Raw genomic sequence first — 26,518 nt, 5'->3', positions numbered from 1 at the left:
AGCAAGCATTACACAAGACTGCGAACAGAGTCCGCCTCCTTAACAATTTCCATAGGATATAATTTAATTCCGATACTTTTCAGTCCCCCTTTAATCCATCGTTCAAAATCCTTTGCTGCACGTTCATGGGGATACTTCATCATCTGAATGCTGGGTTGGTACCAGCGGAGGTTTTCGCTATAATCCAAACAGATCAAGGAAATGTCATCTGGGATCTTCAATCCCTTGCTGTTGCAGAAGGATAGAAGCGAAATAAGAATAGGGGTGTCCGCACATACCACCGCCGTAGGCCTCGCTCTGGCAAAGGCCCTCTCCCAGTAGGCCATCCAAATTTTCGGCTGATGCTCCACGAAACGCGGTATGTAATTCTCCACATCAGCCTCAGCGACACACATCTCCTCTTGATAAACAGCTTGGTACAACAAGTGTAAACTTGCAAAATAGGTACTGCAAGGCACTAAAATTCTCTCATGTCCGCGTGTCTTGAGATATCTCAGCACATGGCGCATAGTCAGTGCCGCATCATACGCAATCAAGCTAACAGAGCCGTCATTAGGTACCAAACCACCCTCACATAAGCAAGGAATGCCCGCTTGGTGAGCCCCATTCACCCAAGATAGAGGAGCGACCGTCAGCACAATGGCATCCATACCATACTGAGTTACCATACGCTCAAAAAAAGCAGGAGGTGGATCTTTATGCAGAATAAAATCCATCTCTTTTACAATCACCGTCCCGCCATTTGCCTCCCAGATTTCGATGTATCTCCTTTCGTTTCGTACGTTTGCTGCACTTCTGATCAAACCGCTATTTCTCAGGTAGATCAGCACCATCCCTGATTTAGGCTTTTCCCGATAAGTATTCGCTACCCGTCTGGCCTTCCTCCCCTCTTTGGGCATGATGACCCCCTGCCTTTCTAATAGACGAAGGGCTTCTTGCACTGTCTGCCTACTCACCCCAGCTCTTTCTGCAATCAAGCGTTCGCCAGGGAGCACTTGCAAACCGCTCTGCTGAATCAAGCTCTCCAGAATAAAATCTGCTACCTGCTCTGCTAAGGATTTACGGTTTCGGGAGAAATCAGCCATCAAGTTATATTCAGAAATGCAAACGCACTCTGTCAATCCCATCTGACAGGGCGGGAAGCGCCTGACTTTTAAGCATCAGATTCTATCCTGCACCCACAATACGTTGCAGGCATCTGGCGATGACTTCGGCCAGCGGGGAGAGGCCGCCACTGCGGCGGCGCATGAGGCCGATCATGCGAGTGGGCTGAGGCTCGGCAAAGGGACGCACGACGACATTGGGGAAATGATAGCGCTCGGCTGCACGCTGCGGCACGACAGCGATACCGGCTCCAGAGTCCACCATGGCCAGGGCGGTTTCCAACTGGTCACACTTGATGCGCTGGTCCGGGGCTTTGACGCGGCAGACTTTCAGCGTCTGGTCTAACAGGCAATGACCTTCCTTGAGATAGATCAGTTCCCCGGCATTGATTTCCTCCGGCTTGGGCTTGGCGCGCCTGCGGGCGAGCACGTGCTTGGCCGGCAAGGCGGCGACGAGCGGCTCATGGTAGAGCTCATCCACCCGCACCGACCAGGTCTTGGCATCCTTGACCCGGATATCACTGACCACCGCGCACTCAATGTCTCCCTTGGAAAGTCTTTCGATCAGCACCTGGGTACGGTCCTCCACCAGCTCCAGATCCAGCCCCGGGTAGTTCTGCTTCAGCTCTAACAGCAGCTCACCGATCAGGTAGGGCGCTACCGTAGGGATCACTCCCATGCGCAGGCTGCCGCGGATTTCTTTGCCCATGCCACTGAGCTCCGCCTGCAGGGTCTCCCCCTCTAGCAGCATCTTGCGGGCATGCTCCAGCACCTTCTCTCCCTCTGGAGTAGGCCGCACACCACGGGAGCTACGCTCCAGCACCTGCACACCGAGTTCGTGCTCAAGCGCGGAAATCTGCTGGCTCAGGGACGGCTGGGCCACCCGGCAGGCTTCCGCCGCCTTGCTGATAGAGCCCATCTCGACTGCGGTGACAAAGTAGCGTAGCTGGCGTAATTCCATGCAAGCATCTTGCCATAGCCTGAGACTATGGCAAATGCATTGATCATAGATTCATGGGAAGGCTACTTGTCTTTCTTAGGCTCTTCGCCAGCGCCTTCGATTTTATCAGCCACATCCTCAAGGGCACCTGCCAGACCACCACGTCGACGACGCACTGGCTTTTCCTTGGGAGTTTCCTCTTCCTTGATCATTTTCTCCAGATCATCGGTGCCATCGCCAGCCACCTTGGGCGGATCAAATTTCGGAGGGTGGGTGCCGTTCTTCAGGTAGTCATCGAGAGCCTGGGCCTTCTCTTCCAGAGCTTTCAGCTCACGATCAATCTGATCCAGATCTGGATGCTTGGGCAGCTTGCCGTGCTCTTTCTCGTAGGCGGCCTTCTTGTCCTTGAGTGCCTTCATGGCCCGCTCGATGTCCGCCTTTTGCTTGAGCAGCTCGAGATATTCCGGGCTGGCTTCGAGGGACTTGGGCATGGCCTCAATCTGCTCCATGACGGCATCCAGGTTTTCCTGCAGTCTACGGGCCTGTTTGAAGTCGGCAGGCAGGTAGTCTTCACTGAGTTTTTCCAGATCTGCCTTCTCAGCCTGTAGAGCCGCGCGGTTCATCTCCGCTGCATCACGCTGGTCCTGCAGCCAGCGGTCCACCTCTTGCTGTCCACCACGCTCGTACAACTTGTCGCGAGTACGCAACCAATCGCGGTAGGAGCTGAGTGAGGAGAAGCCTTTCGGCACGTTTGGATTTGGTTTGGAATTAGGTACTCCGGTGTAGCCTTTGAGGCCGGGCACTGCATTTTCCACCATGTTCTTGAGCTTGTTGAGACCATCGCGATAGGTCCCACCGGGGCCAGCCAGCTTCTCCAGCTCGGCGCGCATGGCTGTCGGGTCACCCTTGTGCTCGATGAGTTTGGAGGTGGCATCGTAGAGCTCACGCATCGGGTGCCCCGGAGGCATGTCCGCGCCATTCATCTTAGCCACCAAGGCGGCACGCTGACCGTACTTGGCCAAAGCGCGAGCGGTCTGGTGAGGAGTCTCCCCACCCTCCGTGTAGGCATCCAGGTGCTCGGAAATCATCATGGTCTGGTCATTCATCATGTTATCCAGCTGGCGCTCGGACAGGTGGCTGAGGTCGCCATCACGGTTGAACTTGGGGTCATTCCAGAGGTCATTGACCGACATCTTGCTACCATCCTCGCGAGTCTTGCTCTGCATGCGGTTCACAATGACATCCAGGCCAGCACCATCGGTGTAGGCCTCGATCCCGTCACGGGAGGCCTGGTTCATCAGGCGCTCACGCTGGGCCTGGAGTTTCTTCCAGTCTGGCGAGCCCGGCTCCAGCTTGCTGATCTGAGTATCCAACGCCTTCACATCCCGCATGGTTTCCCCGTAGACAAGGTCACGGGCGTAGATGCCAGCTTCCTTGCTGTTCGGATCCAGCCCGAAACGCTCGGCCACCTTGGTACGAGCCTCGCTAAGTCTCTTCTCACTGGCTTCAAGCGCACGCTCGGCAATGGCGATTTCCGTCTCGCGCTGCTGCTTCTTCACCGGATCATCACCGGCCTTTTCCAGCATATTCTTCTTATAAAGCTCGCGACGCTCGGGAGACATATGAGACATGGCAGCCGCCAGGCTATTGCCGGCCACAGCATCATCATGGCTCACGGTGCCGACTCCCTCGATATCCACCTTTTCGTTGTTGAAGCCTTTTTCTGCATCATTGCGCAGCGGCATGGCGGCCTTCACGCCGTCCATCACGTTGTAGTATTCATTCAGGTCAAAGGCTTTGGCTGTGGTAGGGCCGACACCTTTGACGCCATTGCTCTCGGTCATGAGGCGATCGCGTTGCAGGTTTTTCATGGCCTGCACCACGCGCGGCTCACTCCAGGAGCGGTCGATATCACTAGTCGGATCACTGGAACCGGGGGCAATCATCTTGGCCTCCTTGATCGATTTTTCATGAGCCAGCCTTTCCGCCTCCAGCTGTCTGAGCCTGATGTCCTTGGACGAGGCATCCCCGTCTCCGGTGATGGCTGCCTGCTTCTTGAGCTCGTACTCGCGGTTCAGCTCGCGGATGGCACGGTCCTTGACCTCTTGGCCGACGCCATTCTCCATCACATCCTTGGTGAACAATTCACCGTGTGCCTTAGAGAGAGCCTTGCCCGCCTTCACACCAGCGGCATTCTTGTCGCGCTCGCCTTTACCAAGCTGCTCCAGCACTGCGGTTCTTTCTGATTGCAGACCGTCCACGCCGAGCGCCCTGTCTTCCGCTGTGCCTTTGCCTGCACGCACATCGGCGATCCGGCTATCGTAGTCCGCCGCCACATTTTCCTTCGCCTTATCTAACACCACTCCACTATCCGGCTCCCTGACACCGTAAGCCCACTCTGTGCGGCGGTCTTTCACCTCATTCAGGAGATCCGCAACGACCTTGCCTTCCTTCTCTGCAATGATGCCTAAGTCACCCCAGCGAAGGTCACCATTCTTCAGGCTGTCCATGATATGGTCTGCCATGGCTGGATTCCGATAAACCTCAGCGCTGTTTTCTGGCTTTCCTAACAAGCCCGTCCCTTCACCCCCCTCTGCGACGCGGCGTTTGACGGCATCAAAACGATCCACAGCCTCCTGGGCATGGGCTTCACTCTTGCGGGCTCGCTCAATAGAAGCGAGCACCGCCTTCGGGTTATCGATCGCCCACTGACGGACACTTTCCGGCAAGCGCTCGATGACCTTCTCAGCAGTCACCTCCCCGCCACCGTGCATGACCGAGCTGGCGGTCTTTGACATGGCACCGGAAAAGAGATTGGCCATGAAGGCATCCTTGTCCAGTGGTCCACCATCAGCCGCAGCCTGATAGGCAGTCTCGATAGCCGCCTCCGAGGTGAGTCCTACCGAGTTAGCGATGAAGCGCTTCATCTGATCACTGCGAAGGATTTTCTCTCCGTCCTTGGTCGCGCCCATCAACTCACGGAACACAGTATTGTTCCCGGAGTTTTCCAGCGCATCGCGCCAGCTCTTATTGGAATTCAAAAACTCATCACCAGCAGCTCCAGTCAGTTTGCCGACACCAGCCATGGTTAGGTTGTGCAACAGCGCCTTGTCAAAATCCGCATCCTTGCCGTGCGCCACATTCATCAGCGAGTCCATACCGGAGCTGGCAGTCACCTCGGTGAGGGTGGCCAGTGCTGCCGTCCCCTTGGCTCCCAGATTTCCCGCATTGGCCAGAGCCTGGGCAAAACGTGCCGAACCTGCCCCCGTAGCCATGGCGAGGCCAGTCTCCCCGGCACTGCGCACACTGACCACATCCATCCAGGGGCTCTTCGGCAGGTTCACATCCATCACTTGGTTGATGTCCCGGTTAGACTGAGGCACTTGATAGGAGTATTTGCCATCAGCCTCCTTCTTCACATAGCCGTAGTTGATGAGCAAATCCCGGTCTTTGGCTGTCAGATTGTTCGCATTGGTCGTTGCGGCCTCATTGAGGAGAGCGGCTACCTTGTAGCCATCAGCTTTGACCGCATCGATCTTCCGGCGCACGGTGCCTACCCCTTCCTCACTGTTCTCAAAGATGGAGCGCATGGCCGTGCCCATGCCGAGATTCGCCCACTGGCTGACGGTGCTGTCTTTGCCGTCATTGGCATTGGGCAGGTATTCATTGGTGAAATAGTCATCCAGCTCATTGGCGCGCTGGTGAATGACCTGGGACATGGCGCGGAAGTGCTCCTGCGGGGTGGCGTTTTTACCCTCCACGTGCTTGAGCGCTTGCGAAGCGATGTTTGACTTATTCTCGTAGGAAAGCTGACCAGCCAGCGCCAGGCGGGAATCCTTTTTCTCGCCGGTGAAGAAATTAACAAAGTCCTCAGGAATGCCGCCGTCGTGCGCGCGGCGTTTCACGCTGCTTTCCAGCACCTTCATGGCATTCGCACCGACCTTGCTCTGCTGGGTCGGGGTGAGCAATTCACCGGAGCTAGGGCTTCTAAAATTCCGGCTGTTCGCCAGCGAACGGTACTCCTCCAGGTTGTGCTCCACCTGGACGCGCTTGGCCATCTGGTCCACCTCGGCGGCAAAGCCTTTGTGACCGTAGCTCGTGTTGTAGTCCGTGCTCTCGATGTTCCGGAGCAGCTCACTCATGCGCGCGGTCTTGGCATCCACCCGCTTGTCAAAAGCTGTGTGCCCCTTGTAGGTGCGGTCCTCTACCGGGCGGAACTCGCGGACAAAGGATTCATTCACCGCATTGTCAATCATCATGGCGCGGAGGGCGGCCTCGTTGTTTGCCAAAAAGGCAGCACGCTGGTCGGCAGTCATGTCCTTGCGGTTCTCCGCCGAGCCTACGAGCGCGTTGGTAAAATCAATGCGGCGACGGGTATTCTCCGCCTTATTGTGATAGACGTAGCGCTTCTGGCCGTCTTCGTTCACCCCGCGCATGGAGGAGAGGTAATGCTCGCGGGTGGCGCCGCGGTAGATAAGCTCCGCTCTCGCCAAGTTCTGCTTGGCCTCGGCGATGTTACCGGCATTTCCACCGGCCTCAGCCTGCCTGAGCTTGATGAGTGCGGTGTTGATCCGGTTCTGGGCCTGGAGTTTTTGCTGCGCTGTATCGTCAGCGATGGCGCTGGCAACCAGGGCGATACTAGTGAGTAGAGTCAGGGTTTTCATGGTAGGTTGAATTCAGGTTCGTAAAGGGCGTGGGCGAGCACGTAGGTTTTGCCGGGGGAGTTCCAGTCGAAGTAGAGATGGACATCTCGCATGTCCGGGCGGGTGAAGGTGCCTTTGAAGAAATGCAGACCGGACTCCGAGGTGCTGAGGTACTCGAGCGTTCCTTTGTCCTCCCCGCACTGCCAGCGGAGATTGCTGATCTGCTTGAGGCCGTGCTTTTCGTAATAGGGCTTCATCTTCTCCCCAAGCTGGGCGATAGCACTGGCGAGGCCGCCTTCGTCCCGGTGCTTGGTCTCCACCTTGATGCCAATGAGCAAGGTCCCTTTACCGCGCTTGGCGATGGTGCGGATGAAGCTGTGCATGCCGATGGAAGACATGTCTCCCGGCAGCCTGAGTGCTGGAGAATGAATGCCGCCGAGCTGATACTCGATCGGCGGCTTGAAGGAGTTGTTGATATACTGCTGCCAAAGGATCACGGAATCCACAGCGCACTTAAGATGCATCTTACCTCCTAACAAAGTTTTCTTGATCTCTTCATGATCATAAGGACTGAGACGATAAGGATTAAAAACAATGGAACCTCTGTCTCCGAGAATCTCTGCAATGAGCTTAGGGTACCATTCCATTTTGACCCAGGGAGTATAAAGATAAGCTCGCGGAACTTCCCAGTTAGGATTCGAGCGCAGCTGAGCATACAGCGCAGCAACGGAAGATACACGCAAGGGGCTCAGGTCAATCGCCATCGTCTCACGAAACAAGAGACTGACATCTGCACGCCCTGTGATCTGAAAAAGATTATGCTTCTTTGAAATAGCACTAAAGCTAGCCTTCATATAGGCCTCCAACCTGGCCGCTTGATCCGAACTCCGTTTGACAAAGGCTGCCCGAAGAATCGACCGGTCCCACTTCATCTCCTTAATCATGTAGCGCTGATAATCGGTATTCGCCCCCGGCTTACCATAAACGCAATCCAGCCAGACAGTAGGGTCCACACTGATCATCAGCATGATATCCTGACGCATATTGGCATGGATCTTGAGTCCTTCGAAGAGTTCCTTGTACTTCGCCTCCTCGGCATAGGCTGCCAGATAGGCCACCGCCCAGGGCACATGGCTCACCAGATCATAACCAATCTTGCTGCTGTCCCCCATGTTCTCCTCGACCGCCTTCTCCCGGTACCGCTTGAGACATTCCAGGGCAAAGCTCTCTGCCTGTGGATGCTTGTTCAGCGCCATCAGCTTCATCAGATCATAGAGGAAATCGATCTCCTCTGAGATGAGCTTCTCACGGTTCTTGTAGAGCCAGTCGACGGCTGCCTGGTCCCGCTTGAGCGCGTAAACGCGAGCAATCTGAACGTGGTTAAAATCCAGTGGGCTGCTGGTATCGAAACCTTTTCCGTGCCGCATCCTGATCTGCACGCTCGGCGCGCCGACCCAATAATGATTGGGAAACTGTTCGTTCAGCCAGGCAATCTCAGCCTCCCCTCCGTAGGCGGCGAGAATACCGCCTAGCGCCTCATTGGCCTGAAGGATCGTGGAGGTCTGCACGTGCCACATGTTCGCCTTCTCCTTCATCACCTCCTCGTACTTCGCCTTGTTAGCCAGAAGCTGTTTTTTTGCGGCGGCCACTGCCTTCTTGCCTTCTTCCGCACTGATCCCCTCCTTAGGAATCGCAAAATCTGAACCCCGGTGATAGTTCCCAAGCATCTGCTGGATACTTTTCGCAGCGCGGAGCTGCATACTACCAGCCTCTACGATCTTCTTGTCATCACCGACCCGGTAGACTTTGAATTCCGCAGCCCCCGCAACACCTGTTAGAAAGCAGATGGGGAGAATAATCATGCCGAGAACTCTGTTGTGTAATTTAGACAATAGCATCAATCGTTTGTTTAAAAGATATCTACTTCATAATCAAGATCATTCCGGAGACGCTCCTGTTACCGATAGCTTCCTTCACCATCAATGCTTCACACATCTGTAACGCTCTCGCCTTATTATAGGAAATTCCTATATCTACTATACGACCTAAGTATTTCTCCAATATCCAATCAGCAGGCATACTGCGCAGCGAAGTCGATAAACCAATTTAACCAAAACTTCCTGAATCTATGTCTCGCAAACAAATGACAACCACCGGTGGCAACCCCATCGCAGACAACCAGAACTCTAAGTCAGCCGGCCCACGCGGACCACTCTTGCTGGAGGATTACCAGTTGATCGAAAAGCTGGCTCACCAGAACCGCGAACGCATCCCGGAGCGTGTGGTGCACGCCAAGGGATCCGGCGCCTTCGGCACTCTTACCATCACCCATGACATTACCCAGTATACCAAGGCGGACATTTTCTCCGAGGTCGGCAAGCAGACCGAGTGCTTGCTGCGTTTCTCCACCGTGGCCGGCGAGCGCGGTGCGGCGGATGCCGAGCGCGACGTGCGCGGCTGGGCCCTCAAGTTTTACACCGAGCAGGGCAACTGGGACATCGTAGGCAACAACACGCCGGTCTTCTTTGTCCGCGACCCACTCAAGTTCCCGGATTTCATCCACACGCAGAAGCGCCACCCGCGCACCAACATGCGCTGTGCCACGGCGATGTGGGATTTCTGGTCACTGAGCCCCGAGTCCCTGCACCAGATCACCATCCTGATGTCCGACCGCGGCCTGCCGAAGAGCTACCGCCACACCAACGGCTACGGTTCCCACACTTATTCCTTCATCAATGCCAAGGGTGAGCGCTTCTGGGTGAAGTTCCACTTCAAGACCCGTCAGGGCATCCAGAACATGAGCAATGAAGAGGCCGCCCAGGTGATCGCCCAGGACCGCGAGTCCTCCCAGCGTGATCTCTACGAGAACATCGAGCAGGGCCATTTCCCGCAGTGGGACTTCAAGATCCAGATCATGCCGGAGGAAGAGGCGGAGAACTGCGCCTTCAACCCCTTCGACCTGACCAAGGTCTGGCCACATGCCGACTACCCGCTCATCGACGTGGGCGTGCTGGAACTGAACCGCAATCCGGAAAACTACTTCCAGGAGATCGAGCAGTCCGCCTTCTCACCATCCAACATCGTGCCGGGCATCTCCTTCTCACCGGACAAGATGCTGCAGGCCCGCATCTTCTCCTATGCCGATGCCCACCGCTACCGTGTAGGCACCTGGTACGAGCAGCTGCCGGTCAACCGACCCAAGTCCGCGGTGAATACCTACCACATGGACGGCTCCATGAACTTCAGCACACCAAGTTCAAGCAATGCCTACTACGAGCCTAACAGCTTCGACGGGCCAATTGATAGCAGCGAGTTCGCCGAGCCACCGCTGAAGATCTCTGGAGACGCTGATCGCTATAACCACCGCGAAGGCAATGACGACTACACCCAGCCGGGCAATCTCTTCCGCCTGATGAGTGCCGAGCAGCAACAGCAGCTCTTTGAGAACATCGCCGGAGCCATGCAGGGCGTCCCGCAGGAAATCATCGAGCGCCAGCTGGCCCACTTCGATAAAGCCGACCCCGCCTACGGTGAGGGTGTCCGCCAAGCATTGGGCATGGTGCCCGCCTAACACGTAAAATCATTAACCCATTCCACTTTCCATGAACGACGAAGACAAACGCTACGCCGAACTGCAGGAGATGGCGCTGGATGCCGCCCGCCACGGTGACATCGAAATGCTGAAGCCGATGTTAGAAGCCGGCATGCCTGTCAACCTGCAGGACCACAAAGGCAACTCACTGCTCATGCTCGCCAGCTACAACGACCAGCCACAGACGGTTCAGATCCTGCTCTACCACGGGGCGGATCCGGAGCTACGCAACTCCCGCGGCCAGACCCCACTGGCCGGAGTGGCCTTCAAAGGTCATCTGGAGTGCGCACGCATCCTGGTCAACCACGGGGCCGACCCGAACGCGGAGCAAGGCCACGGCCAGACACCGATCACCTTTGCCGCCATGTTCGGCAGACAGGAAGTACTGGCACTGCTCCAGCAGAATGCCGGCAAGAGCCGCGCCTCCAGCCTGGTGCTCAGCAGCGTGGCCAGCATCACCCGCCGCCTGCGCACCGCAGCGACCTATACCATGGCCTTCTTCAAGAACCACACGCCGAAGAGCCATTACCACTTCACTCCCCAACCCTAGGGAAACTCTCAACCATTTGTATGCGTAAACCAGAGCCCGGAGTGCAGCCTGCCTCCGGGTTTATTGTTTTAGGAAAACTTACACGCCGCGGGCCACCATCAGGCAGAGCCAGCCGAAGGAGAGGGTGGCCAGCGAAACCATGGTCACCGCCATCCAGTAGAGACGTGAGGGCACGTTCTTCTCATGGTAGAGCATGGTGACCGCGATGATCATCAACACACCGGCCACGGTGGCTGGCAGGGAGGTCAGCATCACCCAGGTGACCTCACTCAGGGTCACCTCAGAGTACGTGGACTTCCCCAGGTAGCCGCCCAAGAAGGCAGCAGCCATGACAGTGAAGAATGCCAGCACTGGATAAACTTTTCGCATGTTGAGGTCTCGTATAATGATCGCGGAAGCTAGCACATGACAATTCCAGAACTCAAGCTTTTCATGAATATATATTCATAATTGACAAGCTTGGGTGGAATTGGCTTCGGGGGGGAACTAATGGCTAGCCAAGTTGCACCAAGTTGATCTCAAACTAGCGTTTAAAAAGCAACACATTTTTAGTTAGAGATACTGAAAACGGGCTCACTCAGGCTTCACTGAGGCAGGCTTCGTTTGATACCATTGGCATCTAACATATCGTTCAGGACTTTCGCAAAGTTTTGGGCCCCAAAGTAAACTCTCTCAGATTTTTCAGCCGCGGCAGCCGGGAACATCTCCATGGAGGCACACTGAAAGCAGATCAGGTAGTCCCGCACCTCACCATTCCAGTAGGCACGGACACCATGGCGAGGATTAAAGCAATGCATCATTGGCGGATTGCGCTCTGTGGCGACGCTCTGGTGGACGGCTGTACGCACCTGATCCATTCTATTCGGATCCGTGATCTCGATCTTGCCGTAGATGTAGTAGCCGTGGAAGGTCTTTTGGGGGTCAGGATCGATCCTGTTACCATCCGGATCCCTGTGTGGACTGGGAACGAGAGAATAGAGCTCCAGCTTGTCCGCCTGCCTCAGGAAGGGAGCATAGTCCCCCATCGCGGTATCACGGATCTCATCATCGCTGCGCAACAGGCCGAAATAAGAGAGCGCCACACCAGACAGGACAATCGCCAGGATCACCACAGCAGCGAGGCCTGCGACCAGTGGCCAACCGAAACCTTTCTTGGCGTTCTCTTCCGTCATCTGCAAGCACTCTACACGAATAAGATCCAAATCACACAGACTAAACCTAGGAATCCAGAAAACTCCACCCACCAGGCAGGCTCAAACCTCCAGTCATCGGATGAATGCCTCCTCCAGCCAGTGCAGCAAACCACCTCATCCGGGAAGTAAAAGGACACGGCGCTAACAATGAAAGCACCCACATTCACGAGGAATTTGCTCTCCCGGTAAAGCTCCTGCGCCGCGATCTGCCAGACCACCAAGACGAGAACGATCCCGACAATGACTTTCAGGACCCCCCTCCAACTCTCTTTCAGATAATCGACCACGGCAGCACCCTAGCAGACAGACCTTTGACCGCCAAGTGCATAGCTCCAGCTGCATCTTCTCCTTGTCAGTGTGCTTTCCAACAGCCAGAGTCAGCCCTATGCGTATTACCCTCATTCTCCTTGCCTGCCTCTGTCTGCCGCTTCAGGCTGAACCAGTGAAACCGGAATTCAGCTACACCACCTTCATTGCCAAGCCTGCGAAGACCGTCTGGAATGCTCTGACCCAGAAGGAGGCCGTCAACCAGTACTACCTGGCCCCGATCCACACCCTGGAGCTCAAGCAAGGCGGCAAGATCAGCTATGGCGGCGATCAGGAAATGATCTCCGGCACCATCACCAAGCTGGAAGCGCCCAAGACTCTCACCCACACCTTCAACTTCGCCGGCTCCAAGGACGCGGAGACCACAGTGAGCTACAGCATCGAGCCCATCGGTGAGGAGATGTGCGCCCTCACCGTGACCCACAGCGGTTTTGAAGAAGAAAACCAGACCTACGCCAACGTGGCCGGCGGCTGGCCCGTCATCCTCTCCTCCCTCAAGACTCTGCTAGAAACCGGCAAGCCCATGCCCTGGCCAAAGCCTGAGGCTCAGGAAAAAGAATAGGTGCTAGGCTAGCCCTCTTCAGAAAGGACGATTTCTAAAGCTTTTTGCGCCTCGCAATCTTGTGGTTCTGTGTTAGGGTGGAGGGTGTTTAAACCATCCCCAGAACGATGAAAAAGATTCTAAGTGTGTTGTCCCTGTGTTCCCTCAGTCTGCAAGCCGTGTATGCGGACAAGCCGCATGAGGAAGTTCTCAGTATCCCCGGTGGCAGCGGGGAAATCGTGGTCGAAGGCTCGCTGACGGGCAATCATATCCTCGACTACAAGCTGGACGCCAGTGCCGGCCAGCAGCTGACCGTCACTCTCAACAGCGACCGGATGACCCAGTATTTCAACCTGATCAGCCCGATGAACAAGGAGACGCTCTTCGTGGGCAGCCAGTCGGCGGAGGATGAGAAGACCACCACGCAGATTCTCCCCACCGACGGGCGCTACACCATCCGCCTCTACCTGATGGGCAATGCCAAGGACTCCGACCTCACCGCCAATCACAAACTCAGTGTCGCCCTCAAGGACGTGGAGAGCAGCCTGCCGAAGAAGCTCAGCCTACAGGGGATCACCTTCAACCTCAGCGCCAAGCCGATGGACAACGACCACACGGTGATCCTAGTCACCCCAGAGGGGCTGGAAAAGGACAACACCCCCGTGATGAACAAGGTCAAAGGCAAGGTGACGGGTGCTGAGCTAGCAGACCTGAATGCCGACGGCTCGCCGGAGATCTACATCTTCTCAGTCAGCGGTGAGAACAAGGAGGCCCAGCTGACCGCCTACTCCGCCAACAACAAGAAATCGCTCAGCCAGATCTACCTGCCCCCTCTTGAGAAGGAAGCTGCTACGGGCTACCGCGGCCAGGACGCCTTCGCCGTGGTGGAAAATGTCCTCGCCCGCCGCTTCCCGATCTATCCGGAGGATGAAACGGCCAAAGCCCCCACCGGGAAGACCCGCCAGCTCCAGTACAAGCTGCACGCCGGAGAGGCCGGCTGGGTGCTCAAGCTGGACAAGACCACGGAGTACTGAAGACGGCTGATAGAGAAAACCTAGTCCTCCACACCGAGGAGTTTCTCGCATTTGTCGAGGCGGTTCTGGACGAGGGAGGGGTTCCAGTCGGGGTATTCCTGCTGGAGGGAGCGGAGTAGCTCGCGGGCCTGCTGGAGGGAGGTGGTGTCCTGTTCTTGCTTCATGAGCTCATGAGCCTTGGTGAAGCGCTGGCGGCAGGTGCTGCTCTCCGCACTTTCCGTGACCTCCGTCTCCGGCTGCTCGGGAGCCTCCTTTTCACAGGCGGTGATGAGGACGGCGATGGAAAGCAGGCTTGCGCTGATGATCTTGCTCATGGCTAAGTACAGAAAGTATCACAGAACCTACACTAATCCCAGCAAGAAGACCACCAGCCATGCAGACCCAGAACCCATACAGCCCGCCTAACAGTGCAGCCACCCAGGAGGAAAGCTACGGCAATCCGCTCTTCGCGCGCTTCAGCAAGCAGGCGGTGGACAGGCTCTACTCCCGCTCCTGCAATGTCACTTCTGTGGCCAGCTTTACGAGTATCATCTCTCTCATCCTGCTCGGGCAGGCTAGCCTCCAGCTGGCCTCCAGCACTCGTGTGGATGGATTCGATTTCTATATCATCCTATTCGGATTTCTGGGGGGCTTTGGTGCCATCTCCGCGTACCACATGATCAAGCGCAGCCGGTCAGGGCGTATTATGGGGATCAGCTGCAGCAGCTTCGCCTTGATCTTGTTTCCGGTGGGCACCATCATCGGAGTCGCGGGTCTTTTTGGCTTCATTCAGGCGCCGATCCTCTTCGGGGAGAAGCGCATCACGCACAAGGAACTGAAGAAAGAGTACCAATTCCGCCGCGCGCATCGTATCTAAGCCATCCATGGTCAAAGCCATTCACATCACTGCCGCCTCAATCCTAGTTTACTCCACGGTAGTCTTCTCCTGTAGCGAGTCTCAGATACCGCTGCAATTCGGCAGCTACACCAGCCAGCTGGTGCCTCGCAATTTCACCTGGGCCATTTATCTCTACGCACTCCTTTTCTTCTACCTCGGCGGTCTCTTCCTCACCATGCTCAAGCCTACGACCATCGGGCAGAAGATAGAAATCTGGGGCAAGGAAATCACGATCACCAAAGCCAACCAGTCCCTGGTCCGCTGGGGCCTCAACTGGACCACTCTCGGCATGCTCCTCTCCCTCGGCTTCCTGTTGATTCCCAATCTTTCGCTGGGCATCGATCATATCCAGATGCTGAGCCCTTTCATCATTGGCGCTGCCACCAGCATCATCCCCTCCATCATCGTCCGCAGGAAAATCATCAAGCTAACAGACTGAGCATCATGACCCACCACAAACACGACCTCTTCCGCTTCTACCTGCCAGCTTTCTACCTCACCAGTGGCGTGAGTTTTCTGCTGAGTCTCGCCTATCTAGTCAACGCGACATCCCCGCAGGATGGAATCGGGGGGATATTCATCGCAATCATTGCTCCCCTCTACCTCTGGATCCTCGTGGCCTTGGCTCTGCTGATTACCCAGAGCGTACGCAACTTGGGCTATGAACGCAAAACCCGCACGACGCAGCTGGTGCACCGCATCTCCCTGGCCCTGTATGTCTTTTCCTTTGTCCAAGGCCTCATCCTTCTGATCATCCGCATGGAAGAGGGTTCTCCCCTAAACTACCTTCAGTTTGCCCTGATCTTCTTTCTCGCCATCAGTTTGATTTCCGCCGTTCTCGCAGCGCTTTGCTTTCTGGTCGGTTTCGGCATTACCAGCCTGCGCCTGAAAAAACTCGCGACTCAGCCAGGCTTTACCCCGAGCGGCAAGATCACGATACAGTGAAGGCGGCCCATTGCTGGACCGCCTTCCCCACACACAAACGTCGCGGTACCCAGTACCGTTCCGTAAATTGATTCCTTTTAGTTTCTGCTCGGGAAGGTTCCGTAGAGGCAGATGATGTAGTTCACCGCCAGGAATGGCATTCTGTTCTCATGCGACTGACCTCCGCCAGCATTGTTGACAGCAACTCCACCGGTCACAGAAACGCCGCCAAGCTGGGCATTTGCGGCATCCGAGCTGTAGATGCTTTCATTGGCATTGGACAGAATGTGGCCTGCCACATCAGGCGTGTTACCATCATCCTCGAGCACACCTACTTGAGCGGCCAGATCATTGGTCGTGGTGTGATTGTGGGAAGGCATCTGCTGTTGGGTCAGTGTGACCGTTTCCTGTCCGCCCTTCTGCCCGAGAGCATAGCTCGACAAGCCCGCACCTTGGCCAGCAGAGATCGCCACCCTGCCGCGCAGGTCAGGCAGCTGGAAAGTGGTTCTCCCGTCACCGCCGTAGACGACTCCCAAGATGGCAAACAAGGCCGAGTTTGACGTGATGGACATCATCTGCCCTTGGCAAAAAGACCAATTACGTGGGGCAAAGGTCCCACCAAACATTCTAATTTCTCCGATATATCCATCCATAGTGTGTTTTTTTGTAAAGATTGAGTGGCTTCTCAATTATGAAGCGATCTCTACTAACAGATAGATCTCACCTACAGCAAACATATTCTAACACAAATTACCTTTACAGCAGGTCATCCCCACTATTGATTCTCAATACATGTACGAAATATCACAATTCAAGAAGCATACAGGCGGACTTTACGAGGTCTATTTGAACGGTGACAATATCGACACTCTTACCCTTGTTAGAGCTGATCCTCTTCCAGCACCACCGCCTGAGTACACGCAAGTGAAGCAGGATCCCTTTGAAATGGTGATGCGTACCCAGTCCGACCAGGCGATTGATGCCACGGTGATGATCAAGGACCCCGAGGGTCAGGAATTTGAAATCTACCTGAATCCCGAGTGCTTCTATGATTGTCCGGAAAGCGGCAAACGCATCGTCCAGTATCATTGCCTGTTTACCTAATCTCTTATGAAGACCGCACTCTACTGCAACCACTTTGCCGCCTTTCACTTACTGGGTCATCTGACCCAGACGGGACAGCTCTCACTGGTCTGCCTGCCGGGCAAAGACTGCCCGATGTATGTAGAGGCGGAGCTGCTCTGCCGGATGCGCCAGATCCCGCTAGTCTGCTACGAGGACGGCGAGGAACAGCTATCCAACGCGCTGCGCGAGCACGGCATCGATCTAGCCATTGTCTTCACCTTCCCGCACCGGCTTTCGGGAAGCTTGTGCCAGACCCCTGCGCACGGCACCTGGAACCTCCATGGCAGCCCACTGCCCGCCTATCGCGGACCCGATCCACTGTTCTGGCAGATTCGCAAGGGGGAAAGCAAGGCCGGCCTCACCCTGCACCGCGCCAGCGCCCGAATCGATGCTGGCGAAATCTTTGCCTGCACCACCACAGACATTTCCCCGGTAGAGATCAAAGGTTCCCTCTTCGACAAGATCGCCCAGCTGGCTCCGGATCTGGTTTCCCGCCTCATCCAGCAGCTGGACAATGGCGAAGAGCTCAAACTAACAGCGCAGAATGACAAGCTGGCCAGCGAGCAAAAGCGTCCGACTCTAGAGGACCTGATCATCCGCTGGGATTCCATGGACGCCAGTGAGGTGGCACGGCTGATCCACGCCAGCAATCCAGACTACGGCGGCGCCCTGACTTGGATCCGCGGCACGGAGGTGCGGATGCTGGAGGCGGAGAGCTTCCACTGCCGTACGCCGCTAAACGCCAAGCCGGGCTGCATCATCCATGCGCCCGATGACCCGAATCTTTATGTGGTCTGCGCCAAAGACAGCTATATCCGCGTGAATGTGCTAAGCTCCGCAAACGCCATCGCCACTGGTGCCCGGCTCAAGGTGATGTTCGGCCTGCGCTCCGGGGAACTCTTTGCCGATTCCCCACAGGCTAGCCTACCAGCACAGGCTGGTTGTTAGGTAATCTCACGGCAGCCTGGAAGACGCTTTCCCACTGCTTGGCGATAGCCTCCCAGGTGTAGGCCTCGCGCTGGGCATTCTGATAGCACCGCTCCGCCAGCCGTTCACGTTCACTAAAATTGCTGTAGAGTAGCTCAAAGGCCGCTTGCAGTGACTCCAGCGTAGGCTGAGTCATGACAAAGGGAGAAATCTGGCCAATCTCAGACGGCTCTGTCTCCACGACGATACCCGAGTCCTTCCAAAGCTCCGCGCAGGCTGTGTGATCAGGAACAATCTGGGCAGCGCCCGTGGCGGCGTGCTCAAAACTGACCAACCCCCAGCCTTCGCCCATGGAGCTGTTCACGCCCACATCGCAGGCATTGTAGAGTTTGTTCAGGTCCTCGTCACTGAGCACCTCGCTCTCCCGTCTGCCTGAGAAGGGATTGAGAACTACCCGGCCCTCGATATCCAGTTCCTTGATCAGGTCCAGCAGCTGCAGGCTCTGCTCTTCCCTGATAGCCTGATGCAGACAGAGCTTCACTTTAGCTGGCTTATCCTCCGCAAAGGCAGCAAAGGCTCTTAAAGTCAGATCCACCCGCTTGCGCACGCAGGGCCGACTGGCATTGAGAACCACAAAGGCACCTTCCTCCAGCCCGGGGAAGACTTCCTTCCTGACAGCCTGCCGATCCTCTAAGTGGTAAAACTGTTTGGTATCCACCCCGTGAGCCACCACCTCCATACGCGGCAGTTTTTCCTCCGGCGCGATCTCTAACAGCGCATTGCGTACCTGGTCGCGTGCCCACTCAGTGTAGAGCACTAGTGTATCGAGCCCCAGCAGATAGCTTACCGATTCCGGGTTCGTCACCTCGCCATCGATCGGTGTGTAGCCGACGATCTTGGTCTTATCCCGCAGACCATCGAACACCATCATGTAGCGCTGGAAGTGCCAGACATCCTGCAGGATAAACACGCACTCAGGCTCGATTGCCTCGATCAGTTCCCGTGCGATGTAGGAGCCCATCACATCCCCCCCCTCCAGATTGGTGGGGTAAATGGTCAGCCCTGGCTGCTCGATCCGAGGGCCTTTGTAACCGACGCCCACATAGTGCACCATGTACTCATCACGAAACTGCTGCACCAGCGCATCCATGACACGGGTCAGGCCAGTGCCCGGAATGTAGAAGGCGATACAGACGATAGACTTTTTCATGGTACAAAAAAATATTTCCCCGCCACCTTAACTCCACACACAGTGCCGGGGAAATAATGTCCTAGGACAAAAGGGATTTAGTAAACGGACTGCTTGGAGGTCAGCACTGGCGTGTAGATCTTCTTGCCGTCGTATTCCGTAGGCACCAGCTGGGCTACCAGCATGCCGCCTGGATAGGTAGCGGAACCGTACTGCTTCTGCTGTGAAGAACTACTCACATACACGGAGTGAGGAATCGCCCCACTCTCGATGCCGCTGTCCTGCGTACTAGGCACGGTGATGAGCGTGTAGCCCACCTTGCCAGTGAAACCACAGGCGTAGTAGGTATTCAGCTGCTCAAGCATGTCCAACTGAGAACCGGCACCAATCTTCACGAGAAACTGGTACAAGGCTCCCTGAGGCACCTGAGTGATGAAGATGCCCTGGGTGGCTACGATGATGATGTAGTCATCATCCACAAACTTGTCCAAGCCCGGAGGCACGGTATCAAACTTGTAGTTGTTTGCTTCCTGGAAGTAAGTGAAGAGAGGAGCACTCGTCGGGTCAAAACGGTTGAGTACCCAGTACTGGATACCGACCTTGTTGTCCTGCTTGGTGTAGTACTGTGTCTTATTAACAGACAGGATGGCCTCACCTGAGTAGTCCCAGGAGCCGAAGGGCGCTATTGTGATTAAGGATATGTTGTTAGGATCCATGGTATTATTGTTTTAAGAGAGAGATGTTTTAGGAACGCTTGCGTCTGAGCAGGCACCCGAGAGCGCCGAGGAACAGGAGGCTGGTGGAGCTGGGCTCAGGGATGATGGTGACATTCCCAATTCCCTCGATCACCCAGTCCGCACTTTCATTGAAGCCGCCCGACGTAGAGGTCTCCGCTAACTTTTCCCAGTTCGCTTCGTTCTGGATCAGGGCCCGCAGCTCATCAGCCGTGCCGACGAAGTTACCACCATAGCTATCGGGAAGCACAAAGCGCGCCCCCTCGGAGTCATCCCCAGTTTGATCACCAAGTCCAAGTGCCAAGGCATTGACTCCCTCGGTCAGGCCGGGATAAAGCTCACTCCAGGACTGCCCTGACTCAGGTCCGGGGAAGGTCCAGTTATCAGTATTCAAGTTCACTGCCCACAGTGCGGTGAAACCTGCGGTGTCGCTGATATCATTGTCCTGGAAAATCAGTAGCTGATCACCTGAGGTCGTGAAGTCTATGGAAGCATTCAAATGATAGGCAGAGTTCAGCGGAGAGGTATAACCTGAAGGAGGATTGAAGTTATCCACCTTGATCACCGTCCCAGCTGAGATACCACCGGCCTGCACCGTATACTCGAACAAGCCTTCTTTCACTTCGAATCCACCGGATTTGTAGCTGGAGTCCGTGAAGTAGAGCACTTCTCCCGCAGCGATGTCGTTCAAGGCAATCCATGAGAAAAACTCACTGCCATTCTTGGCGGTCAGATCCGCACCAATGATGGCCAGATCATTGCTCGACACAGCAGCCTGGGCTCCATTAGGCGCCAGTGATAACCCCCCCGCCACAGCGGAAGCTACCAGACACTTTGTTAGGTTAAAGTTTTTCATGAGCGTAGATTGGTGTAGTTTAAACCTAAAACGAGTGAAGTTGATCCATTAGAATCACATCTAACGAACACACAGAGAGTTTGCTAACAAGATAAAAATTAGAACTTTTTCATTTATCGTTCATTATTGTGTGACAACTCAGTGACATCCTTAACACACCCCCACCAAATAGTTGGGGAAAACCATCACCCTGCTTCACCTTTTGAAACCAACACGGACTCGTTAGAAAATGACTTACTATTACCGCGTAACCCCCATGCGCATAGGATCACAACAAAACGCTCCTCTCGATTCACCATCAAGAGGAGCATTAACCGTAACCAGAAACTAACAATCTGCGTAATTCAGAATTTATCAGAGAACCTCTTTACCAGACATCTCCCCATTTTCCCTGATAATCGCTCTCCGGGGAAACGACACGCAGCTCTCTAAGCTCCGCTCCCTTGCCGTCATAGAGAACACGGAGGCGGTCAGTCTCCACCGGCTCACAGGCTCGCAGCCCTGAGGTGCCGCGAGGGCTGACCAGCTTCCACTCACCATCCACCATGGCCTCAATGCGGTGGGAGATCTTGCCATCGCCAAGATCCGTATAGACTGATTTGACCAGCTGCTTGCGGTTCAGCTTGATCTCGACCGCCTTGCCGGAGCTCAGCGCCAGCGAGGTTTCCACCTTACCGTCCAGGATTTCACGCGGCCCTTGGTAGCTGATCTCGCGCTTGGCATCACCGATCAGCTTGACCGTACGCAGGTCATGCCCCCAAGCGCTGCCTGGAGAAATCTCCAGTTCATAGATCTGCCCTTCCAGCAGATAGGGAGCCGGCTCACTGCGCTGTTCACAGGAAAAAGGAACCTTGTTAGACAAGAGCAACCCCATGCTGTAGGAGCCGTAGTAATCCTCCAGCAGAGTCCCTTTGACCGGCACTCGGACAAGGGCAGGCACATAGTTTCGGGATTCGGAAGCCGGGATGTCAAAGTCACTGACATACTTGAATTCCAGCCCGGCACAGCGGTAGGAGACTCTCACCTTAAGCACGGTCGATTCTCCATCCGCCATCTTGCAGCTGGTCTTCAAACTGCCGTCCTTGCCTGATTTGACGATATTTCTGAAGAACTTCCGTGAGCTGTCGCCGAGCTCCACCTTGAGGTTTTCGATCGGGAAGATCGCCGTGGCGATATCGCGGCTGGTGCCCAGCTCCTCCGCCTGCATGACCGAATGCGGCTGGATGAGCACGCGGTAGTCGATGCGCCCATTCGCCCCCTTGCGTGCGAGTTCCTTCTGCTTCTTCTTGGTAAATTCCTTGATGGCTTTCTTGTCATCCTCCAGCTCCTCGGGCAGATCCGCCAGCAGGTCAGCGGTGCAGAGACCATCGAAATGGATACCCATCACCAACTCGGCAAGCTGACCGGAAGGAACGCGCCCGTTCTTGGAAGGGATCCGCATGACATCGCGCGCGATCTGCGGCGCCTTTTGCCTGAAGAGCTCCATGAGCGCCTTCTCCAGGCCGAAGTCTTCCTTCAGCTCCAGCATGGCTTTCAGCCCCGCCTTGAGGGAGGCTGGGGAATCACTCCCTAGATGAGCATCTACCAGCGCCCAGTTGCGGATCATATGGAGCTTGGTGGACTTATGGTCATTGTAGAGCAGCGCTGTCTCCTCCTTTTCATGGGAGAGGTATTCCTCCTTGCCCGTCATGGCGAGTTGCTTGCGGTGTGCGTTCATCAGGATCAGGTAGGCTGCGGTACGCCAGTAGGGCTCACCGATCACTCCGTCTCCATTGTGGTACTCTACGCGGTAGTTGTTCTTATTGATCAGGCCATCGTACTCTCGCAGCAGGGTGAACTTCCAGAGATAGGCATCCATGACTCCCTGATAGCCTTTCTGGTTAGACAGACAGGACGACAAGGCACTCCAGAAGAAATGCAGGGTCTGGGTAGCGTGTCCATTCTCCGCTGTACCGAAGGGTGCGGTGGAAAATCTCTCGCGCGCCGCCTCGGTGAAGCGCTCCCCACCACTTCCTAACAAGGAAGCCACAAAGTAGGGTCCGGAGCCGCAGCCACCGCCTTGGCCAGACACCTCGTTGTGGGCCTTCTTTTTACCGCCACGGCCGTATGGCACCAGGCCAGCAGGCGCGATCTCCTGCACCCGTGAGAGCATTTTGTGGAGCAAGTCCTGATCCTCGGCATTGGCCACCGGGGTCTTGCAGGCCACGGCCAGACCGCAGCAGAGTGCACCACCACCACCGATGTAGCCACTACCCCCATAACCAGGACGCATGTAACTGTGACCCGCCGTGAAATCGGAAAGCACAAATCTGCGGGCATCCGTCAGCACCCGGCGCAGGGAGGGCAGGATCTCCTTGTCCCCGCTGTAGAGGTAGTACTCAGCGAGAAAGAGCAACTGCACGCCATTCGAGTAGGTCCACTTGTCAGCCTCGGTAGCCTGCGCCACATAGTAGGCCGCCTTTTTGACCGCGGGCATGACGGAGCGGTCCCCGGTACTCATCAGCGCGAGGCCGGAAATCGAGGTATGGAAGCTCAGGCTGGCGTAGCCCCCAGCCTTCCAAGAACCATCGGCCTCCTGCTGCACCAGCAGACGGTGCTTGAGCATGCGGGAGTAGTTGTAAGCCTTTTCGCTGTTCGGGTCGAAATGCGAGCCGAAGCTGCCGATCTTATCCAGCTTGAGGGAGACGGTTTCCAATCTGGCAGCCAGATCCTTTTCCGGTTTCTGCAGGTCTGGACGGAATTCCACTCTCAGCGAGCCGCTCTTCCAGCTGACCGGCCCCTTGAAGACCCAATCCTTACCAGGCACCTCGAGGGCATGGTTAATGATGCCCTCGCGGCGCTTCATTTCCATGTCCATGGCCAGCCCGCCAGGACCCGTCATGCGGAGGCCATCCACATTCGGCTTCTTGCCGCTGGCGATCAGGCGCACCATCCCTGCAGAAGGAAACTTGATCTCCACCGTAGCTCCGGAGCTAGGCTTAAGCTCCTCTAGCTTCTGCCAGCCAGACTTGCGCGCAGCAAGTCCGGATTCTTTCCCGGAGGGCAAGACGACCAAAGTAATTTCACCGAGGGACTCCGCGCGATCGATCAGTTCACCGGCATGGAGTTCCAGCCCGCGCACATGGCGGTTCCCCAGTTCACTATCCAGCATGCAGCGCTGGGAGCCCTGCAGGTACTCACCGTCCATCGCCAGGATGCGGTCACCCGGCTTGAGCACTCCATCCGCCGGGGAGCCCGGCTTTACGGTCACCACCTCGAAGTGATTCCAGACCAGGCTACCGTCCTGATCACAGAGACCCTTCGGAAAAGCTTTCTTCACTGCGGAGAAATTTTCCCAGGCCCGGTCATGCATCCGTGTGGTCACGCCGAGCGGCCCCAGATTCACATACCATCTCTTCACGCACTCGGCACTATCTCCATTGAAGTAGCTTCGGTGGGGGGAGGGATTGTATTTCCCCCAGGCCTTCAAATCGATCTTCTGGCCACGAGCCTTCTGCCAAGCGGCGAAATCAAAGTCCGTCTCCACCTCTGTGAGCACCGGGTGCGGCTCTGGCTCCGCAGGTTCTACTGGCGGCTGTGGCTCGGCAGGCTTCACGTCCGGCTCAGAGGGCTGCTGTACTAACTCCGCGGGAACTTCTTTGACCTTCTCTGTCGCGGGAACAAGCTCTGCTGTCTGCACCTCTATAGCCTCCACCACATCTTTTTGCGCGGAAACCTGCTCCGACTGTAAGTAGATGTAACCAATTCCCGAACCAACGGCGAGAATACCTAGAATGGGGTAAACCGATCTCATTAACTCTTATAATGAGTCAAACGCGGATCTATTAGCATTTATGACACGGCCTCTGTACTTTTCCGTTCATTGAAACCTAAAAGCCACTATCTCCCATTCCGGAGTAACATGGCCATCAAAGCGAGACGGTTCTCCACCTGAAACTCCCCTAGCAACCGTGCCACGTGCTTCTCCACTGTACGCGAGCTGATCCCCATGATGATGGAGATCTCCGGGTTCGTCTTGCCATCCAGCACGTAGAGCAAGACCTCCCTCTCCCGCATCGTCAGTGAGGGCAGACTCCCGTCCACCGCCCGCATCGGCTGCATGATCCCCAGCTTGCGGCAGGCGAGCTCGAAATGCTCGCGCAGCACGCGGACCATCATGCGCTGTTCCTCGCTAAAGGCCTTGGCCGAGTTCACCGTGAGTATCACGCCATTCTGACCGTCCGTGCAGAACTGGGCGGATAGCTGGTGCTGCGCCCCCATATGGCGGTAGGCCTCTGCCCAGATGGCCACCTTGTGCAGGTCAGCCTCCGGGGTGAAATCCGTCAGGTTCCAGACATGCCTGAAAATCCCCTCCTTGCCGATGAGCCCCATGCCCTGCACCACTGGATGGGTCTCCATGTGGTGGTTGATGAGGTCTTGAAATCCCCCCACGCTCTCCTGATAGCCGGGGCTCAGGTACACCTTCTGCAGCTGGATGTCTTGATCGTGCTCATTCCAGGCTGCCCAGTCGGCCTTCAGAACGCCGGGTAGAACCTCCGCGGCAATTTTCATCAAGTCATCTGCCGACGTGGAAGCGGAGATATCCAGAATCACCTCATTCAGCGAGGCCCACTGCTCATGGCTTAACCTGACCTTATCCGGCCCTTGCAGGTATTTTCTGATATCCGACATGATTGAAAACGACGTATCTCGCAGAGTGATAAACATCTACGCTCGTACACCCAAAGACTTTCACCCCGTAAAAGCCCTTCAATCAAGCACCGTTAGAAAAATCCGCAAGGTCACGGCTGAACTTACGCGCCATTCCCTAATCGCCGGCTATCAGCCCACGCATGAGCGAGGGCTTTACTCACCCGTCTCAGTCTTGCCAAACCATGGGCAATCATAAGCCGCTAGTACGAGTAGGGCTCCACTGACCACGCGCCCCGCACGCTCCTGCATCGTCAGCTTCTTCTCCGCTTCCTAGATCTTCTTTTTCCGCTCGGGCGTGGCAGCCGCCAGCGCCTCTGCGATCAAGGCATCCCCGCTCTGCCCGCGCACACCATGTGAGGGGATAAAAAAGCGCGTACCCGCCTTGTCTCCTCTGTACACCCAGTAACCATCACTCGCGCCAGTGAGATGATCTTCAGCCACTCCCTTCGGGTAGTAGGTCGGCGGCTTCTTCGCCACCTGGCGCCAGCGGCCGGAATCCAGCGCGCTAACAGCCTCCTGTTTTTCCACCAGGGTTTGGCTGCATGAGGAAAACGCCATGGCCGTGAATAACAGGCAGGCACCGCGGATCAGTTGTTTGGAAAGTGGTTTGGTCATACGAGGAAAACAGCGTCTCTTCACTAACAGTGACCCTACATACAAGCCCCTCCACCTGAGCAAGCACATTTCTCATCAACACACCATCTCCTCCCATCAAAGAACTTCCCCTCACTCAAAGAGTATGCTTGAATGCGGGCTAGCTTATGAAAACTCTCGTCGTACTTTGCAGCTCTGTCAGTCTTCTCAGCTCCCTCTGCATGGCCAAGGATTCGGATGACACCTCTCCCAAGCAAGCCGCGGTGGAAGCCCCGGCGAACAACCTGACCCACCTCCGCGCGGAGATCCTGAAGATGATCGCGCTGCTAGAGAAGGGAGACCTCGCCTCCTCCGAGGCCTTCATCAAGAAGTACGCCATCCCTGATGAGCTGACTAAAATCCTTAGCGATGAAAAGCTCGAAGAGCTGACCGAGCGCTTTCACGAAGAGAAGCGTGAGAAGCTGCTCGACGTGCTGAAGGGCACGGCGGACATCGAACCGAAGATTTCCGAGGACAAGCTCGACTACCGCTTCCTCGTCCCTAACAAACGAGGCGTCACCTTCCGCTGGGACGCCAAGACCTCCCGCTTCCACGTGAAAAATTAGATCAGGAGGATCATTCCCCCTCGATTTCAAAGGAGGACCGGAGGATTTCACCGCGCCGCTTGTGGAGGGTAT

Annotated in this window: 25 protein-coding genes; 10 read left to right on the top strand and 15 right to left on the bottom strand. The window is 55.9% G+C overall.

The features are described from left to right. Positions 1 to 8: 8 nt before the first annotated feature. From BUB27_RS02750 to BUB27_RS02735, 4 genes are all read right to left on the bottom strand, one after another. Positions 9 to 1,085: a substrate-binding domain-containing protein gene (locus BUB27_RS02750; RefSeq protein WP_159434763.1), complete on the bottom strand. Its 1,077-nt coding sequence runs from the start codon at positions 1,083 to 1,085 to the stop codon at positions 9 to 11. 82 nt (positions 1,086 to 1,167) lie between these two features. Beyond that, positions 1,168 to 2,064, bottom strand: coding sequence for a LysR family transcriptional regulator (locus BUB27_RS02745; protein WP_143158012.1), 897 nt, complete (start codon positions 2,062 to 2,064; stop codon positions 1,168 to 1,170). A gap of 62 nt (positions 2,065 to 2,126) precedes the next feature. Continuing rightward, entirely contained in the window at positions 2,127 to 6,707 is a 4,581-nt protein-coding gene (locus BUB27_RS02740; protein ID WP_143158011.1) for a hypothetical protein, read from the bottom strand. After that, positions 6,704 to 8,548, bottom strand: coding sequence for a hypothetical protein (locus tag BUB27_RS02735; RefSeq protein ID WP_143158010.1), 1,845 nt, complete (start codon positions 8,546 to 8,548; stop codon positions 6,704 to 6,706). Before BUB27_RS02735 ends, BUB27_RS02740 begins: the two co-directional genes overlap by 4 nt. Positions 8,549 to 8,814: 266 nt before the next feature. On the opposite strand from BUB27_RS02735, the gene BUB27_RS02730 reads away from it, so the two are divergent. Together BUB27_RS02730 and BUB27_RS02725 are read left to right on the top strand one after the other, a co-directional pair. Next, positions 8,815 to 10,257: a catalase gene (locus BUB27_RS02730; protein ID WP_143158009.1), complete on the top strand. Its 1,443-nt coding sequence runs from the start codon at positions 8,815 to 8,817 to the stop codon at positions 10,255 to 10,257. Between the two features lie 31 nt (positions 10,258 to 10,288). Next, positions 10,289 to 10,828 (top strand): ankyrin repeat domain-containing protein, encoded by a 540-nt coding sequence (locus tag BUB27_RS02725; RefSeq protein WP_143158008.1) that lies wholly within the window; start codon positions 10,289 to 10,291, stop codon positions 10,826 to 10,828. Between the two features lie 78 nt (positions 10,829 to 10,906). On the opposite strand, the gene BUB27_RS02720 is transcribed toward BUB27_RS02725, so the two are convergent. From BUB27_RS02720 to BUB27_RS02710, 3 genes are all read right to left on the bottom strand, one after another. After that, a complete protein-coding gene (locus BUB27_RS02720) occupies positions 10,907 to 11,197 on the bottom strand; it encodes a hypothetical protein (protein WP_143158007.1) in 291 nt (96 codons plus the stop codon). A 215-nt stretch (positions 11,198 to 11,412) separates the two neighbouring features. After that, on the bottom strand, positions 11,413 to 12,000 hold the full coding sequence (locus BUB27_RS02715) for a hypothetical protein (RefSeq protein WP_143158006.1): 588 nt from the start codon (positions 11,998 to 12,000) through the stop codon (positions 11,413 to 11,415). Between the two features lie 11 nt (positions 12,001 to 12,011). Then, complete coding sequence (locus BUB27_RS02710; protein ID WP_143158005.1) at positions 12,012 to 12,308, bottom strand: hypothetical protein; 297 nt, start codon at positions 12,306 to 12,308, stop codon at positions 12,012 to 12,014. A 98-nt stretch (positions 12,309 to 12,406) separates the two neighbouring features. Here BUB27_RS02710 and BUB27_RS02705 point away from each other — a divergent pair, with 98 nt between their 5' ends. Further along, positions 12,407 to 12,910 carry an SRPBCC domain-containing protein gene (locus BUB27_RS02705; RefSeq protein WP_143158004.1) on the top strand — a complete coding sequence of 168 codons (504 nt, stop codon included), beginning with the start codon at positions 12,407 to 12,409 and terminating at the stop codon, positions 12,908 to 12,910. Between the two features lie 107 nt (positions 12,911 to 13,017). Continuing rightward, positions 13,018 to 13,923: a hypothetical protein gene (locus BUB27_RS02700; protein ID WP_143158003.1), complete on the top strand. Its 906-nt coding sequence runs from the start codon at positions 13,018 to 13,020 to the stop codon at positions 13,921 to 13,923. Positions 13,924 to 13,943: 20 nt separating this feature from the next. Here the strand turns inward: BUB27_RS02700 and BUB27_RS02695 are convergent, their stop codons facing one another. After that, complete coding sequence (locus tag BUB27_RS02695) at positions 13,944 to 14,237, bottom strand: hypothetical protein (protein WP_143158002.1); 294 nt, start codon at positions 14,235 to 14,237, stop codon at positions 13,944 to 13,946. 59 nt (positions 14,238 to 14,296) lie between these two features. Here BUB27_RS02695 and BUB27_RS02690 point away from each other — a divergent pair, with 59 nt between their 5' ends. Genes BUB27_RS02690 through BUB27_RS02680 form a run of 3 tightly spaced genes read left to right on the top strand, consistent with a single transcriptional unit; the run spans position 14,297 to position 15,745 of the window. Then, a complete protein-coding gene (locus BUB27_RS02690; RefSeq protein ID WP_143158001.1) occupies positions 14,297 to 14,779 on the top strand; it encodes a hypothetical protein in 483 nt (160 codons plus the stop codon). A gap of 7 nt (positions 14,780 to 14,786) precedes the next feature. Next, complete coding sequence (locus BUB27_RS02685) at positions 14,787 to 15,239, top strand: hypothetical protein (protein WP_143158000.1); 453 nt, start codon at positions 14,787 to 14,789, stop codon at positions 15,237 to 15,239. 5 nt (positions 15,240 to 15,244) lie between these two features. Further along, the gene (locus BUB27_RS02680) at positions 15,245 to 15,745 is read left to right on the top strand and encodes a hypothetical protein (protein WP_143157999.1); all 501 of its coding nucleotides are present in this window, start codon (positions 15,245 to 15,247) and stop codon (positions 15,743 to 15,745) included. Between the two features lie 77 nt (positions 15,746 to 15,822). Here the strand turns inward: BUB27_RS02680 and BUB27_RS02675 are convergent, their stop codons facing one another. Then, positions 15,823 to 16,350 carry a phage tail protein gene (locus BUB27_RS02675; RefSeq protein ID WP_234991680.1) on the bottom strand — a complete coding sequence of 176 codons (528 nt, stop codon included), beginning with the start codon at positions 16,348 to 16,350 and terminating at the stop codon, positions 15,823 to 15,825. A gap of 166 nt (positions 16,351 to 16,516) precedes the next feature. Here BUB27_RS02675 and BUB27_RS02670 point away from each other — a divergent pair, with 166 nt between their 5' ends. Both BUB27_RS02670 and BUB27_RS02665 read left to right on the top strand, forming a co-directional pair. Beyond that, positions 16,517 to 16,828 carry a DUF6916 family protein gene (locus BUB27_RS02670; RefSeq protein ID WP_143157997.1) on the top strand — a complete coding sequence of 104 codons (312 nt, stop codon included), beginning with the start codon at positions 16,517 to 16,519 and terminating at the stop codon, positions 16,826 to 16,828. A gap of 6 nt (positions 16,829 to 16,834) precedes the next feature. After that, positions 16,835 to 17,797 (top strand): methionyl-tRNA formyltransferase, encoded by a 963-nt coding sequence (locus BUB27_RS02665; protein ID WP_143157996.1) that lies wholly within the window; start codon positions 16,835 to 16,837, stop codon positions 17,795 to 17,797. Here the strand turns inward: BUB27_RS02665 and BUB27_RS02660 are convergent. From BUB27_RS02660 to BUB27_RS02635, 6 genes are all read right to left on the bottom strand, one after another. Then, positions 17,769 to 18,986 (bottom strand): glycosyltransferase family 4 protein, encoded by a 1,218-nt coding sequence (locus tag BUB27_RS02660; protein WP_143157995.1) that lies wholly within the window; start codon positions 18,984 to 18,986, stop codon positions 17,769 to 17,771. The genes BUB27_RS02665 and BUB27_RS02660 overlap by 29 nt on opposite strands. A gap of 77 nt (positions 18,987 to 19,063) precedes the next feature. Continuing rightward, positions 19,064 to 19,681 (bottom strand): hypothetical protein, encoded by a 618-nt coding sequence (locus BUB27_RS02655; RefSeq protein ID WP_143157994.1) that lies wholly within the window; start codon positions 19,679 to 19,681, stop codon positions 19,064 to 19,066. Positions 19,682 to 19,709: 28 nt separating this feature from the next. Next, positions 19,710 to 20,555, bottom strand: a complete 846-nt coding sequence (locus BUB27_RS02650; RefSeq protein WP_143157993.1) for a PEP-CTERM sorting domain-containing protein — start codon at positions 20,553 to 20,555, stop codon at positions 19,710 to 19,712. A 367-nt stretch (positions 20,556 to 20,922) separates the two neighbouring features. Continuing rightward, complete coding sequence (locus BUB27_RS02645) at positions 20,923 to 24,348, bottom strand: DUF6288 domain-containing protein (protein WP_143157992.1); 3,426 nt, start codon at positions 24,346 to 24,348, stop codon at positions 20,923 to 20,925. 86 nt (positions 24,349 to 24,434) lie between these two features. Next, entirely contained in the window at positions 24,435 to 25,226 is a 792-nt protein-coding gene (locus tag BUB27_RS02640) for a response regulator transcription factor (RefSeq protein ID WP_159434762.1), read from the bottom strand. A 291-nt stretch (positions 25,227 to 25,517) separates the two neighbouring features. After that, positions 25,518 to 25,862, bottom strand: coding sequence for a hypothetical protein (locus tag BUB27_RS02635; protein WP_143157990.1), 345 nt, complete (start codon positions 25,860 to 25,862; stop codon positions 25,518 to 25,520). Between the two features lie 146 nt (positions 25,863 to 26,008). On the opposite strand from BUB27_RS02635, the gene BUB27_RS02630 reads away from it, so the two are divergent. Next, on the top strand, positions 26,009 to 26,446 hold the full coding sequence (locus tag BUB27_RS02630; protein ID WP_143157989.1) for a hypothetical protein: 438 nt from the start codon (positions 26,009 to 26,011) through the stop codon (positions 26,444 to 26,446). Positions 26,447 to 26,518: the final 72 nt, after the last annotated feature.

This window comes from Rubritalea squalenifaciens DSM 18772, assembly GCF_900141815.1.
Taxonomy (GTDB): domain Bacteria; phylum Verrucomicrobiota; class Verrucomicrobiia; order Verrucomicrobiales; family Akkermansiaceae; genus Rubritalea; species Rubritalea squalenifaciens.
Note: the sequence above shows the minus strand (reverse complement) of the source record. Positions and strands in the feature narration are given on the sequence as shown.